Below are 13,173 nucleotides of genomic sequence, written 5' to 3'. Positions count from 1 at the left end.
CGCCCGGTCAGCCCGCCGGCCGGCGCGCTCAGCCGTAGCGGCGCGCCGAGCGGCGGATCAGGCCGATCACCGGCAGCAGGCCGACCAGCACCAGGGTCAGCGCCGGCAGCGCGGCGCGCGCCCACTCGCCCTCGCTGGTCATCTCGAATACCCGCACCGCCAGGGTGTCCCAGCCGAACGGACGCATCAGCAGGGTCGCCGGCATCTCCTTGAGCACGTCGACGAACACCAGCAGCGCCGCGCTGAGTACGCCGGGCACCAGGAGCGGCAGGTAGACCCGGCCGAACAGGCGCACGCCGCCGACCCCCAGGCTGCGCGAGGCCTCCGGCAGCGACGGGCGGATGCGCGCCAGGCTGCCCTCCAGCGGGCCGTAGGCCACCGCCATGAAGCGGATCAGGTAGGCCAGCAGCAGCGCCGCCAGGCTGCCCAGCAGCAGCGGCTTGCCGGCGCCGCCGAGGGCGCCGGACAGCGGGATGACCAGGTGGCGGTCCAGCCAGCTGAAGGCCAGCATGATCGACACCGCCAGCACCGAGCCGGGCAGCGCGTAGCCGAGGTTGGCCAGGCCGACCAGCGCCTGCATGCGCCGGGTCGGCGCCAGGCGGCGGGCGAAGGCCAGCAGCAGGGCCAGGGCCACGGTGATCGCCGCGGCCAGCGCGCCGAGGTAGAGGGTGTGCAGGATCAGGCCGACGTAGCGCTCGTCGAGGTCGAAGCGCCCGCGCTGCCAGAACCAGGCCAGCAACTGCAGCACGGGGACGACGAAGGCGCAGGCGAACACCAGGCCGCACCAGGCGCTGGCGGCGAAGGCGCGGGCGCCGCGCAGGTGGTAGAGCGCCGCGCTGCGCGCACGCTCGTTGCCGGGCCGGCTGGCGCCGCGGGCGCGGCGCTCGCCCCACAGCAGGACCATCACCGCCAGCAGCAGCAGGCTGGCCAGCTGGGTGGCGCCGGACAGGCTGTAGAAGCCGTACCAGGTCTTGTAGATGGCGGTGGTGAAGGTGTCGAAGTTGAACACCGACACCGCGCCGAAGTCGGCCAGGGTCTCCATCAGCGCCAGCGCCAGGCCGGCGCCGATCGCCGGGCGCGCCACCGGCAGCGCCACCCGCCAGAACGCCTGCCAGGGCGACAGGCCGAGCACCCGCGCCGCCTCCATCAGGCCCTTGCCCTGGGCGAGGAAGGCGTTGCGCGCCAGCAGGTAGACGTAGGGATAGAACACCAGCACCAGCACCAGGATCACCCCGCCGGTGGAGCGCACCCGGGGCAGGCGCAGGCCGCTGCCGAACCACTCGCGCAGCAGGCTCTGCACCGGCCCGGCGAAGTCGAGCAGGCCGACGAAGACGAACGCCAGCACGTAGGCGGGAATGGCGAAGGGCAGCATCAGCGCCCAGTCCAGCCACTTGCGGCCGGGGAACTCGCACAGCGCGGTGAGCCAGGCCAGGCTGACGCCGAGCAGGGTCACGCCGACGCCGACGCCGAGCACCAGGCTCAGGGTGTTGCCGAGCAGGCGCGGCATCTGGGTGTCCCACAGGTGACTCCAGATCTCGCCGTCCACTTCGCCCCAGCTCAGCAGCAGGACGCTGAGCGGCAGCAGGACCAGGGCGGCGATGGCCGCGGCGGGCGGATACCAGCGGCGTTGGGCGGAATGGGCCACGCAGACTCCTTGGCAGACAGGACACGGGATCGGGCGGGTCGGATCATGCAAGTCTCATGCACAGCCATGCGCCATCCCCAAACGAAAACGCCCCGGCTGGGCGGCCGGGGCGTCGAGTATAACCAAAGGCGGACGGGAATCAGTTCCAGCCGGCGCGATCCATCAGGCGGATCGCCTCGGCCTGGCGCTTGCCGGCCACTTCCACCGGGATGCTGTCGGCCTTGAACTCGCCCCAGGCGGCCACCTCGGCGGACGGCTTGACCTGCGGGTTGGCCGGGTACTCCTGGTTGACCCCGGCGAACACGCCCTGGGCTTCGGCGCTGGTCATCCACTCCAGCAGCTGCTGCGCCTGCTCGGCGTGCGGGGCGTACTTGGTCACGCCGGCACCGGCCAGGTTGACGTGCACGCCGCGGTCGGCCTGGTTCGGCCAGAACAGCTTGGCCTTGAGGTCCGGCTTCTGCTGGTGCAGGCGGCCGTAGTAGTAGGTGTTGACGATGCCGACGTCGCACTGGCCGGCGTCGATGGCCTGGATCAGCGCGGTGTCGTCGGCGAACGGGTCGGTGGCCAGGTTGGCGACCCAGCCCTTGACGATCTGCTCGGCCTTCTCGGCGCCGTGGGTCTCGATCAGGGTGGCGGTCAGCGACTGGTTGTAGACCTTCTTGCTCGAGCGCAGGCACAGGCGGCCTTCCCAGTTCTTGTCGGCCAGCGCCTCGTAGGTGCTCAGTTCGGCCGGCTTGACCCGCTCGGTGGAGTAGACGATGGTCCGTGCGCGCAGCGACAGGCCGGTCCAGGCGCCAGTGCTGGAGCGGTACTGGCTGGGGATGTTGGCCTCGATGACCTTGGACTGCAGCGGCTTGAGCACGCCTTCCTGCTCGGCCTGCCAGAGGTTGCCGGCATCCACGGTGATCAGCAGGTCGGCCGGAGTGTTCTCGCCCTCGGCCTTCAGGCGCGCCAGCAGCGGCGCTTCCTTGTCGGTGATGAACTTGACCTTGACCCCGGTCTTGGCGGTGTACTGGTCGAACACCGGCTTGATCAACTCGTCGATGCGCGCCGAATAGACCACGACCTCGTCGGCTGCCTGCACGGTACCGGCCAGGGTGGTCAGCGCCAGGGCCGCCAGGATCTTCTTGTTTGCCTGCATGGAACACGCCTCGTAGGGGGTTGAGTTGGGCAAATGATAGTTACTAGCATTTGCCATAACAACCCGCAACATGCCTTCAGGCACGCATTTTTTGCTCCCGATCAAGCCCCTCGGCCCGCGCCAGCGCCGGCAGGTCGCCGGACAGGCCCAGCGCCTGGCGCACGAACAGGCCCTTGGCCTCGTGGTGGCCGTCCATCAGGCGCAGGCCGGCGTTGCGCAGCCAGCGCAGCGGCAGCTGGTCGGTCTGGAACAGGCGCTCGAAGCCCTCCATGGCCGCCATCATCGCCAGGTTGTGCGGCATGCGCCGGCGCTCGAAGCGCCCCAGCACGCGCGCATCGGCCAGTTGCTCGCCGCGCGCGCGGGCGTGCAGCAGCACCTCGGCGAGGGTGGCGGCGTCGAGGAAGCCGAGGTTGACCCCCTGCCCGGCCAGCGGGTGGATGACGTGGGCGGCGTCGCCGATCAGCGCCAGGCCCGGCTCGACGTAGCGCTTGGCGTGGCGCTGGCGCAGCGGCAGGCACAGGCGCGGATCGACCTGCAGCACGGCGCCCAGGCGCTGTTCGAAGGCGCGGCCCAATGCCTGGGCGAAGGCGGCATCGTCCAGCGCCATCAGCCGCTCGGCCTCGGCCGGGGTGCACGACCAGACGATCGAGCACCAGTGGCGGTCGCCGCCCCTGTCGAGCGGCAGGAAGGCCAGCGGACCGTCGTCGGTGAAGCGCTGCCAGGCGGTGGCCTGATGCGGCTGCTCGCAACGCACGCTGGTGACTATGGCCTGGTGCAGGTAGTCCCACTCGCGGGTCGCGCAGCCGGCCAGGCGGCGCACCGCCGAATGGGCGCCATCGGCGGCGACCAGCAGCGGCGTGCGCAGCTCGCGGCCGTCGGCCAGCTGCAGCAGCCAGCCGCTGCCGGAGCGGCGCAGCTGCTCGAGGCGGGCATGGGCGAGCAGCTCGACGCCGCTGTCCTGCAGCCGTTCGAGCAGGGCGTCCTGCACCACGCGGTTCTCGACGATGTGGCCGAGCACCGCGGCGTGCACGCTGGCGGCAGAGAAGTGGATCTGCCCGGTGCCGGAGCCGTCCCACACCTGCATCGCCGTGTAGGGCGCGGCGCGCCGCGCGAGGATGCCCTCCCAGGCGCCGAGACGGGCGAGGATGCGCCGGCTGGCCTCGGACAGCGCGCTGACCCGCGGCTCGAAGGGCGCGGTCGGGTCGAAGGGCGCCGGTTCCAGCGCGCCACCGTCGACCAGCAGGATGCGCAGGCCGCTGCCGGCCAGGGCCAGCGCCAGGCTGCTGCCGACCATGCCGGCGCCGACGATGATCAGGTCTGCGTGCATCGGGTGCTCCTCGCGCCCGGCCACAGCGGCGGGCGCCTGTGAAGTGGTGTCAGGGCCGGGTGCCCAGGCCCATGGCCTGGCGGGCGAACCAGTGCTTGGCCGGCGGCAGCAGGTCGAGCGCCAGCAGGCCGAGGTGGCGGACGTCGCTCAGACCGGCGCGCTGGTGGGAGAACAGCCGGGTGACCCGGTCGGAAAAGCCCACGGTCAGCGTCTGGTCGAGGCGCTGGCCGGCCAGGTAGCGCTGCAGCACGCCCAGCTCGCCGAGCGCTGCGTCATCCTGCAGCAGGGTCTCGGCCAGCGCCATGACGTCGCGCAAGGAAAGGTTGTAGCCCTGTCCGGCGATCGGGTGCAGGCCGTGGGCGGCGTTGCCGAGCACCACCAGGTGGCGGCGCACCTGCTCCTCGGCCTCGAGCAGCGCCAGCGGGTAGCTGTGCCGCGCGCCGACCCTGCGCAGGGCGCCGAGGCGGTAGCCGAAGGCCCGCTGCAGCTCGGCGAGGAAGGCGCGCTCGTCGAGCGCGGCGAGGCGCGCGGCATCGGCGTCGGGGCGGGTCCAGACCAGCGCGCAGCGGTCGTCGGCCAGCGGCAGCAGGGCCATCGGCCCGTCGCTGGTGAAGCGCTCGAAGGCCTCGCCGCGATGCGGCTCGCCGGGGGTGACGTTGGCGATCAGCGCGGTCTGCCCGTAGGGCGTGCGGCGCACGTGGATGCCCAGCTGCCGGCGCAGGTCCGAACGGCCGCCGTCGGCCAGCACCAGCAGCTCGCAGTCCAGCGGGCTGCCGTCGTCGAGGGTCAGCCGGTAGCCGCTGGTGCGCGCCTGGGCGGCGCTCACCCGCGCCGGGCAGCGCCAGTCGATGCCGGCCTCGCCATGCAGCGCCTGCCACAGGCAGTGGCCGAGCCAGGCGTTCTCCACCACGTAGCCGAGCGCCGGCACGCCCTCCTCGTCTGCCGCCAGGCGGGTGGCGCCGAAGCGGCCGCGCTCGGAGACGTGGATGCGGGTGATCGGCTCGGCGCGCCCGGCGATGGCCGGCCACAGGCCGAGGCCCTCGTAGATCAGTCGGGTGCCGAACGACAGCGCCGAGCAGCGCGCGTCGTAGCTGGGCTGGAAGCCGTCGCCGGGGGCGTGCGGCTCGATCAGGCTGATCGTCCAGCCGCGCTCGCGCGCGCCGCCCTGCAACAGGGTCAGGGCCAGGCTGGCGCCGACCAGGCCGCCGCCGACGATGGCGATGCGGCCCTTGCCGTCAGCCGCCATCTCAGGCCGCCTGGCTGCGCGCGGCAGCCATCAGCGCCTCGATCTCGGCGACCGTCTTCGGCACGCCGGCGGTGAGGATCTCGCAGCCGTCGGCGGTGACCACCACGTCGTCCTCGATGCGCACGCCGATGCCGCGCCAGCGCTCCGCGACGCTCTGGTTGTCGTGGGCGATGTAGATGCCCGGCTCGACGGTCAGGCACATGCCCGGCTCCAGCTCGCGCCACACGCCGCCGATCTTGTAGTCGCCGACGTCGTGCACGTCCATGCCCAGCCAGTGGCCGGCGCGGTGCATGTAGAACGGCTTGTAGGCCTCGCACTCGATCAGCTGGTCGACCTCGCCGGCCAGCAGGCCGAGCTCCACCAGCCCGGCGGTGATCACCCGCACGGTGGCCTCGTGGGCCTGGTTCCAGTGCTTGCCCGGGGCGATCTCGGCGAAGGCGGCGGCCTGGGCGGCGAGCACCAGCTCGTAGATGGCCTTCTGCTCGGGCGAGAAGCGCCCGCTGACCGGGAAGGTGCGGGTGATATCGCTGGCGTAGCAGTCGATCTCGCAGCCGGCGTCGATCAGCACCAGGTCGCCGTCGCGCAGCGGCGCGTCGTTCTCGCGGTAGTGGAGGATGCAGGCGTTGCGGCCGCTGGCGACGATCGAGCCGTAGGCCGGCAGCCTCGCCCCGCCCTTGCGGAACTCGTAGTCCAGCTCGGCCTCCAGGTGGTACTCGGACAGCCCGGCGCGGCTGGCCTGCATGGCGCGCACGTGGGCGCGCGCGGAGATCGCCGCGGCGGCCTTCATCACCTCGATCTCGGCCGGCGACTTGAACAGGCGCATGTCGTGCAGCAGGTGGTCGAGGGCGCCGAACTCGCTGGGCGGGGTGGCGCCCTGGCGGACCTTGCTGCGGATCGCGTTGATCCAGCCGACCAACTGGCGGTCGAACTCGGGGTTGGCGCCGAGGGCGTAGTAGACCCGCGAGCGGCCCTCGATCAGCCCGGGGAGGATGTCGTCGATGTCGTCGATGGGGAAGGCGTCGTCGGCGCCGTAGTCGCGCACCGCGCCCTCCTGGCCGGCGCGCAGGCCGTCCCACAGCTCGCGCTCGGGATTGCGCTCGCGGCAGAACAGCACGTACTCGCCGTGCTCGCGCCCGGGGATCAGCGCCAGCACCGCCTCCGGCTCGGGGAAGCCGGTCAGGTACTGGAAGTCGCTGTCCTGGCGGTAGTCGTACTCGACGTCGCGGTTGCGCACGTGCACCGGCGCGGCGGGCAGGATGGCGATGCTGCCCGGCACCATCTGCTGCATCAGCGCCTGGCGGCGGCGGGCGTACTCGGACTGGGCGATGCGGGTCATGGCGCGCCTCCTTGGCGGATCAGTGCAGGGAAGGTTTGGCGTCGTCGGCGGGCTTCACCGGCAGGCCGCCGCACTCGCTGAGCAGCAGCAGGGGCGCGACGCGCAGGTACTCCATCACCTCCATGTAGTCGTTCTCGGCGTCCTCGGACTCCTCCAGCGACTCCTCGATGCGGGCGATGGCGGCCAGGTCCTGGAGCACCTCGCCGGCCTCGGCGGACAGCTTGCCCTCGCGGGCGGTGAGGCCGAAGCCGGCGAGGAAGCCCTGGCACCACTGGCCCAGCGCCGCGGCGCGCTCGGCCAGCGGCGCCTCGTCGGCCGGCAGCAGCAACACCAGCGACAGCTCGCCGCCCTCCAGCTCGCTCTTGACCATCGCCTGCAGGCCGAGCAGGGCCTGGCGCAGGCGCTCGTCGGGGGCGGCGTCGAGCAGCTCGGCGGCGGCGGCCAGCCACAGGTCCGGGTCGAAGCCGGCGCCGGCGCAGGTGCGCCCGAGCAGCAGGCCGTGCAGCTCGGCGGGAGAGATGGACTGGCCGGAACCGGAAAGCAGGGCGGCGAAGGCGGAATAGGCGGAGGCAGGCAGGGACATGGCAGGCAGTCGGCACCGGGCGAAAGGACGGGAATCGTCGGCCAATGCTAGCACCGGCGCGCCGGCCAAGACCATCGGCAGCGGCCGGCGACCGCGCTGGTTGTGTTGTATAGTCAGACGATCATTCCGCGCCTCGAGCAAGAGCCCATGGAAGACGCCGACCTCAACGCCCTGGCGGCGAAGATCGATCAGCTGATCCACCTGGTCGAGCAGCTGAGCCTGGAAAACCACCAACTGCGGGCCAGCGAACAGCAGTGGCGCAGCGAGCGCGCACGCCTGATCGAGCAGAACGAACTGGCCCGGCACACGGTCGAATCGATGATTTCGCGCCTAAAAGCCCTGGAGCAGGACTCATGACCCAGCCGCAGACCGTCACCGTACAGATCCTCGACAAGGACTACCCCATCGGCTGTCCGCCGCAGCAGCGCGCCAACCTGGAAAGCGCCGCGCGCTACGTGGACGGCAAGATGCGCGAGATCCGCAACAGCGGCAAGGTGATCGGCGCCGACCGCATCGCCGTGCTCGCCGCGCTGAACATCGCCCACGAGCTGCTGCAGCGCGGCGCCGCGCCGGCGCAGCCGGCCGCCGGCGACACCCGCGAGCGGGTGCGCGAGCTGCTCGACAAGGTCGACCGCGCCCTGCAGGAGCGACCGCTGGAGCAACAACGGGGATGACAAGCCGGAAGTTTGCGGTAAACTCACCTCCAGCTCCCTGGTGTGTTGGCCAGTCGGTAATGTCCCTGAGCCGATTCACACAACCCGGGGGTTGCGTCTGGAAGCCGGTGTGCATGTCCGCCTGACGGAAAGCCTTAACGCTTCCTGCAACCTCCACCTTGAACTTTCGGGTTCAAGGGCTAATCCGACAGCGGCACTTCGGGGAGTCATGCCTACCTTCGGCCGTCGCCTGCGCACGGCCTGCGGCGACCGCCGCCTGCACTGCCGCTGCCCGTCCACCGACCGCCCGTCCCGGGCGGTCCGTATCCGCCAGCTTCCGCGATGATCCACGCCGACCAGCACTCCCGTCCCGCCCTGCGCCGCCTGCTGCGCGCCAGGCGCCGCGCCCTCAGCCCGGCCGAGCAGCGCCAGGCCGCCCGCGACCTGTACCGCCAGCTGGCCCAGCACCCGCTGTTCCGCCGCGCCCGCCACATCGCCCTGTACCTGCCCAACGACGGCGAGATCGACCCCGTGCACCTGCGGCGCGAGGCGCAGCGCCGCGGCAAGCAGGTCTACCTGCCGCTGCTGGCGCACTGGCCGCGCACGCACATGGTGTTCCAGCGCCTGGAGGCCGGCGAGACGCTGCGCCGCAACCGCTTCCGCATCCCCGAGCCGCAGCCCTGCCCGGCGCGCCAGCGCAAGCCCTGGGCGCTGGACCTGCTGCTGCTGCCGCTGGTGGGCTTCGACGGCGGCGGCGGCCGCCTGGGCATGGGTGGCGGATTCTACGACCGCGCCCTGGCCTACCGCCTGCGCCACCACAACTGGCAGAAGCCGGTGCTGCTCGGCCTGGCGCACGCCTGCCAGCAGGTCGACCGCCTGCCGCTGGAAAGCTGGGACGTGCCGCTGCACGCCACCGTGACCGACCGTGGCTGGCACGCCGGCTGCCGGCGCGAGGAACTGGAAGAGGCGCTCGCCGGCCAGCCGCGGCGCCAGCGCTGAGCGCGGGCGCCGCGCAGGTTCAGCGGAGGCGGGAAGGGATATCGCGGGGCGGCAGCCGACTCACGGCCACCACAGGCTCTGCGCGTAGCTGGTGGTCACCACCCCCAGGCCGAACAGGCAGACCAGCACCCACAGCAGGTCAGGTTTCTTGCGCAGTTGCATCTCGGATGCCTCTCCCTCGCAGGCAAGCAGAAGTGCGATTCGCCGCGACTGGCGAACGGGTCCGGAGTCGGACCGCGCGCATTCTCCGGCAAGCGCGGGCACCATGCAATTTGTCCATGCAACCGGTGGTCGGCTCGACTCCGCCGCGCTCCCGGCCGCCGCGATTCAGGCCGGACGCGGCGCGTAGGCGAACACGTCGGCGCGCATCTGGTGCGCGTCCATGCCGGCCTCAACCAGCGCATCCAGCGTGGCGTAGACCATCGCCGGCGAGCCGCTGGCGTACACATGCAGGCCGCGCAGGTCGGCGAAATCGGCGCGCACCGCCTGGTGCAGCAGGCCGCAGCGCCCGCTCCAGCCGTCGTCCGGCTGCGGGTCGCTGACCACCGGGTGGAGGAACAGGTTGGGCAGGCTCCGCCACTCCTCCCACACCGGCAGGCGGTAGAAGTCCTGCGGGCGGCGCACGCCCCAGTACAAATGCACCGGATGGGCGAAGCCGCTGGCGCGGCAGTGCTCGATCAGGCTGTGCATCTGCGCCAGGCCCGTGCCGGCGGCGAGCAGCAGCAAGGGACCCGCGGGCAACTCGGCCAGGTGGCAGTCGCCGAACGGCAGCTGCACGCGGGCCAGACCGTTCGCGCGGATCTCGTCGAGCAGCGCGCGGGTCGCCTCGTCGCGGGCGAGGATGTGCAGCTCCAGTTCGCGCCCGGCGTGCGGCGCCGAGGCGATGGAGAAGGCCGCCGGGCGCCCCCCGGCGCGCTCGAGCAGCAGGTACTGGCCGGCGTGGTAGCGCGGCGGCTTGCCGGCCGGGGCGCGCAGGCGCAGGCGGAACACGTCGCCGCCGAGCGCCTCGCAGGCCGCCAGCTGGCAGGCCAGCCGGCGCCGCGGCAGCTCGCCGGGGGCCAGCACGCCGTCCCAGTGCAGCACGCAGTCGGTCAGCGGCTCGGCGATGCAGGTGAACAGCTCGCCGTGGTCCAGCTCGGCGCCCTGCTGGCGCACCCGCCCTTCCACCAGCAGCGCGGCACACACGTGGCAGTTGCCGTTGCGGCAGCTCTGCGGGCAGTCGAAGCCCAGGCGCCGCGCGCCGTCGAGAATACGCTCGCCGGGTTGCAGTTCGAGGCTCAGGCCGGAGGGTTGCAGGGTGATGCGCATGGATGACTCCCGTTGCCAAGGTACTGGGTAGGGTGCGCCATGCGCACCACTACCGCCGGCGCAATCCGATGGTGCGCATGGCGCACCCTACACCTCAGTCGATGCCGAGCTGGCTCCACAGCTCGTCGACCCGCGCCACCGTCGCCGGATCGCGCTCGATCGCCCGTCCCCACTCACGGTCGGTCTCGCCGGGCCACTTGTGGGTGGCGTCCAGGCCCATCTTCGAGCCCAGCCCGGACACCGGCGAGGCGAAGTCCAGGTAGTCGATCGGCGTGTTGTCGATCAGCACGGTATCGCGCGAAGGGTCCATGCGCGTGGTGATCGCCCAGATCACGTCGTTCCAGTCGCGGGCGTCGATGTCGTCGTCGGTGACGATGACGAACTTGGTGTACATGAACTGGCGCAGGAACGACCACACGCCGAGCATGACGCGCTTGGCGTGGCCGGGATACTGCTTCCTGATGGTCACCACCGCCATGCGGTACGAGCAGCCTTCCGGCGGCAGGTAGAAGTCGACGATCTCCGGGAACTGCTTCTGCAGGATCGGCACGAACACCTCGTTGAGGGCCACGCCGAGGATCGCCGGCTCGTCCGGCGGGCGGCCGGTGTAGGTGCTGTGGTAGATCGGGTCCTTGCGGTGGGTGATGCGCTCGACGGTGAACACCGGGAAGCGGTCGACCTCGTTGTAGTAGCCGGTGTGGTCGCCGTAGGGACCTTCGTCGGCCATCTCGCCGGGATGGATATGCCCCTCCAGCACGATCTCGGCGTAGGCCGGCACCTGCAGGTCCGAACCGATGGCCTTGACCAGCTCGGTGCGCGAACCGCGCAACAGCCCGGCGAAGGCGTACTCGGAGAGGGTGTCCGGCACCGGGGTGACCGCGCCGAGGATGGTCGCCGGATCGGCGCCCAGCGCCACGCACACCGGGTAGGGCTGGCCCGGATGCTTCTGGCACCACTCGCGGTAGTCCAGCGCGCCGCCGCGGTGGCTCAGCCAGCGCATGATCACCTTGTTGCGGCCGATCACCTGCTGGCGGTAGATGCCGAGGTTCTGGCGCTCCTTGTTGGGCCCGCGGGTGATGGTCAGGCCCCAGGTGATCAGCGGCGCGGCGTCGCCCGGCCAGCAGTGCTGCACCGGGATGCGCGACAGGTCGACGTCGTCGCCTTCGAGCACCACCTCCTGGCAGGGCGCATCCTTGAGAACCTTGGGCGCCATGCTGATGACCTTCTTGAAGATCGGCAGCTTGTTCCAGGCGTCCCTGAGCCCCTTGGGCGGCTCCGGCTCCTTGAGGAAGGCCAGCAGCTTGCCGATCTCGCGCAGCTCGGGGACCGCCTCGGCGCCCATGCCCAGCGCCACCCGCCTGGGCGTGCCGAACAGGTTGCCGAGCACCGGCATGGAAAAGCCAGTGGGCTGCTCGAACAGCAGCGCCGGGCCGCCCTTGCGCAGGGTGCGGTCGCAGATTTCGGTCATTTCCAGCACGGGCGAGACGGGCACCCGGATGCGCTTGAGTTCGCCTTGCGCCTCCAGCCCACGGATGAACTCGCGCAGGTCGCGGTACTGCATGCTTGAGCCTCGGGAAGATTCGGAAGGCGGCCAGTCTAGCGCCGAACGGCATTGCCCGGAAACGACAACGGCCGGGATGGCCGGCCGTTGTGGATACTCCAGGGAGGTGCGCTTACTTGCGCTTCATCGACTGGAAGAATTCCTCGTTGGTCTTGGTGTCCTTCAGACGGTCGAGGAGGAACTCGATGGCGGCGATCTCGTCCATCGGGTGGAGGATCTTGCGCAGGATCCAGATGCGCTGCAGCTCCTCGTCGCCAGTGAGCAGCTCCTCGCGGCGGGTGCCCGAGCGGTTGATGTTGATCGCCGGGAACACGCGCTTCTCGGCGATCTTGCGATCGAGCTGCAGCTCCAGGTTGCCGGTGCCCTTGAACTCCTCGTAGATCACCTCGTCCATCTTCGAGCCGGTCTCCACCAGCGCGGTGGCGAGGATCGTCAGGCTGCCGCCCTCCTCGATGTTGCGCGCCGCGCCGAAGAAGCGCTTGGGCTTCTCCAGGGCGTGGGCGTCGACACCACCGGTGAGCACCTTGCCGGAGCTGGGGATCACGGTGTTGTAGGCGCGCGCCAGGCGGGTGATGGAGTCGAGCAGGATGACCACGTCCTTCTTGTGCTCGACCAGGCGCTTGGCCTTCTCGATGACCATCTCGGCGACCTGCACGTGACGGGCCGGCGGCTCGTCGAAGGTGGAGGCGACCACTTCGCCGCGCACGGTGCGCTGCATCTCGGTCACTTCCTCCGGGCGCTCGTCGATCAGCAGGACGATCAGGTAGCACTCGGGGTTGTTGCGGGTGATGTTGGCGGCGATGTTCTGCAGCATGATGGTCTTGCCCGCCTTCGGCGGGGCGACGATCAGGCCGCGCTGGCCCTTGCCGATCGGTGCGCAGAGGTCGATCACCCGGCCGGTGAGGTCTTCCTTGGAGCCGTTGCCGGCCTCCATCTTCAGGCGCTTGTTGGCGAACAGCGGGGTCAGGTTCTCGAACAGGACCTTGTTCTTGGCGTTCTCCGGGCGGTCGAAGTTGATGGTGTCGACCTTGAGCAGCGCGAAGTAGCGCTCGCCTTCCTTGGGCGGACGGATCTTGCCGACGATGGTGTCGCCGGTGCGCAGGTTGAAGCGGCGGATCTGGCTGGGCGAGACGTAGATGTCGTCCGGGCCGGCCAGGTAGGAGGAGTCCGCGCTGCGCAGGAATCCGAAGCCGTCCTGCAGGATCTCCAGCACGCCGTCACCGGAGATCTCCTCGCCGCTTTTCGCGTGCTTCTTCAGCAGGGCGAAGATGATGTCCTGCTTGCGCGACCGGGCCATGTTCTCCAGGCCCATCTGGTCGGCCATTTCCAGCAGTTCGGGAATCGGCTTTTGCTTGAGTTCGGTCAGGTTCATAG

General features: G+C 70.8%; 12 protein-coding genes and 1 other RNA gene. 4 read left to right on the top strand and 9 right to left on the bottom strand.

All coding sequences use genetic code 11. The features are described from left to right. Positions 1-28: 28 nt before the first annotated feature. The 6 genes from SK095_RS16085 to SK095_RS16060 form a co-directional block, all read right to left on the bottom strand. Entirely contained in the window at positions 29-1,645 is a 1,617-nt protein-coding gene (locus SK095_RS16085) for an ABC transporter permease (protein WP_136490388.1), read from the bottom strand. 139 nt (positions 1,646-1,784) lie between these two features. Beyond that, entirely contained in the window at positions 1,785-2,786 is a 1,002-nt protein-coding gene (locus tag SK095_RS16080; RefSeq protein ID WP_136490387.1) for an extracellular solute-binding protein, read from the bottom strand. A 76-nt stretch (positions 2,787-2,862) separates the two neighbouring features. Next, entirely contained in the window at positions 2,863-4,113 is a 1,251-nt protein-coding gene (locus SK095_RS16075) for a 2-octaprenyl-3-methyl-6-methoxy-1,4-benzoquinol hydroxylase (protein ID WP_320546840.1), read from the bottom strand. A gap of 49 nt (positions 4,114-4,162) precedes the next feature. After that, positions 4,163-5,359 carry a 2-octaprenyl-6-methoxyphenyl hydroxylase gene (ubiH, locus tag SK095_RS16070; RefSeq protein ID WP_320546839.1) on the bottom strand — a complete coding sequence of 399 codons (1,197 nt, stop codon included), beginning with the start codon at positions 5,357-5,359 and terminating at the stop codon, positions 4,163-4,165. A gap of 1 nt (position 5,360) precedes the next feature. Beyond that, positions 5,361-6,695 carry a Xaa-Pro aminopeptidase gene (pepP, locus tag SK095_RS16065; RefSeq protein WP_320546838.1) on the bottom strand — a complete coding sequence of 445 codons (1,335 nt, stop codon included), beginning with the start codon at positions 6,693-6,695 and terminating at the stop codon, positions 5,361-5,363. Positions 6,696-6,714: 19 nt separating this feature from the next. Then, positions 6,715-7,278, bottom strand: coding sequence for a UPF0149 family protein (locus tag SK095_RS16060; protein WP_320546837.1), 564 nt, complete (start codon positions 7,276-7,278; stop codon positions 6,715-6,717). 147 nt (positions 7,279-7,425) lie between these two features. On the opposite strand from SK095_RS16060, the gene SK095_RS16055 reads away from it, so the two are divergent. The 4 genes from SK095_RS16055 (at position 7,426) to SK095_RS16040 (ending at position 8,930) form a co-directional block, all read left to right on the top strand. After that, positions 7,426-7,635: a TIGR02449 family protein gene (locus SK095_RS16055; protein WP_136490382.1), complete on the top strand. Its 210-nt coding sequence runs from the start codon at positions 7,426-7,428 to the stop codon at positions 7,633-7,635. Beyond that, on the top strand, positions 7,632-7,952 hold the full coding sequence (locus SK095_RS16050; RefSeq protein WP_320546836.1) for a cell division protein ZapA: 321 nt from the start codon (positions 7,632-7,634) through the stop codon (positions 7,950-7,952). Before SK095_RS16055 ends, SK095_RS16050 begins: the two co-directional genes overlap by 4 nt. A 31-nt stretch (positions 7,953-7,983) precedes the next feature. Next, positions 7,984-8,161: non-coding RNA, 6S RNA (gene ssrS / locus SK095_RS16045), on the top strand. 112 nt (positions 8,162-8,273) lie between these two features. Then, a complete protein-coding gene (locus tag SK095_RS16040) occupies positions 8,274-8,930 on the top strand; it encodes a 5-formyltetrahydrofolate cyclo-ligase (protein ID WP_201486701.1) in 657 nt (218 codons plus the stop codon). 327 nt (positions 8,931-9,257) lie between these two features. Here the strand turns inward: SK095_RS16040 and SK095_RS16035 are convergent, their stop codons facing one another. The 3 genes from SK095_RS16035 to rho all read right to left on the bottom strand — a co-directional run bounded on the left by SK095_RS16035 (position 9,258) and on the right by rho (position 13,171). Beyond that, positions 9,258-10,238: a CDP-6-deoxy-delta-3,4-glucoseen reductase gene (locus SK095_RS16035; protein WP_201486702.1), complete on the bottom strand. Its 981-nt coding sequence runs from the start codon at positions 10,236-10,238 to the stop codon at positions 9,258-9,260. Between the two features lie 94 nt (positions 10,239-10,332). Further along, a complete protein-coding gene (gene ubiD / locus SK095_RS16030; protein ID WP_201486703.1) occupies positions 10,333-11,799 on the bottom strand; it encodes a 4-hydroxy-3-polyprenylbenzoate decarboxylase in 1,467 nt (488 codons plus the stop codon). 112 nt (positions 11,800-11,911) lie between these two features. Then, positions 11,912-13,171 (bottom strand): transcription termination factor Rho, encoded by a 1,260-nt coding sequence (rho, locus tag SK095_RS16025; RefSeq protein WP_136491241.1) that lies wholly within the window; start codon positions 13,169-13,171, stop codon positions 11,912-11,914. Positions 13,172-13,173 lie beyond the last annotated feature (2 nt).

The organism is Pseudomonas sp. AN-1, from assembly GCF_034057115.1.
Taxonomy (GTDB): domain Bacteria; phylum Pseudomonadota; class Gammaproteobacteria; order Pseudomonadales; family Pseudomonadaceae; genus Geopseudomonas.
The sequence above is the reverse complement of the archived record's forward strand: the minus strand, read 5'-3'. Positions and strand labels throughout refer to the sequence as shown.

Coding starts and splice junctions, on each gene's coding strand:
- SK095_RS16055 (WP_136490382.1), top strand. CDS start 7,426: ATGGAAGACGCCGACCTCAACGCCCTGGCGGCGAAGATCGATCAGCTG.
- SK095_RS16075 (WP_320546840.1), bottom strand. CDS start 4,113: ATGCACGCAGACCTGATCATCGTCGGCGCCGGCATGGTCGGCAGCAGC.
- SK095_RS16040 (WP_201486701.1), top strand. CDS start 8,274: ATGATCCACGCCGACCAGCACTCCCGTCCCGCCCTGCGCCGCCTGCTG.
- rho (WP_136491241.1), bottom strand. CDS start 13,171: ATGAACCTGACCGAACTCAAGCAAAAGCCGATTCCCGAACTGCTGGAA.
- SK095_RS16080 (WP_136490387.1), bottom strand. CDS start 2,786: ATGCAGGCAAACAAGAAGATCCTGGCGGCCCTGGCGCTGACCACCCTG.
- pepP (WP_320546838.1), bottom strand. CDS start 6,695: ATGACCCGCATCGCCCAGTCCGAGTACGCCCGCCGCCGCCAGGCGCTG.
- SK095_RS16060 (WP_320546837.1), bottom strand. CDS start 7,278: ATGTCCCTGCCTGCCTCCGCCTATTCCGCCTTCGCCGCCCTGCTTTCC.
- SK095_RS16050 (WP_320546836.1), top strand. CDS start 7,632: ATGACCCAGCCGCAGACCGTCACCGTACAGATCCTCGACAAGGACTAC.
- SK095_RS16035 (WP_201486702.1), bottom strand. CDS start 10,238: ATGCGCATCACCCTGCAACCCTCCGGCCTGAGCCTCGAACTGCAACCC.
- ubiD (WP_201486703.1), bottom strand. CDS start 11,799: ATGCAGTACCGCGACCTGCGCGAGTTCATCCGTGGGCTGGAGGCGCAA.
- ubiH (WP_320546839.1), bottom strand. CDS start 5,359: ATGGCGGCTGACGGCAAGGGCCGCATCGCCATCGTCGGCGGCGGCCTG.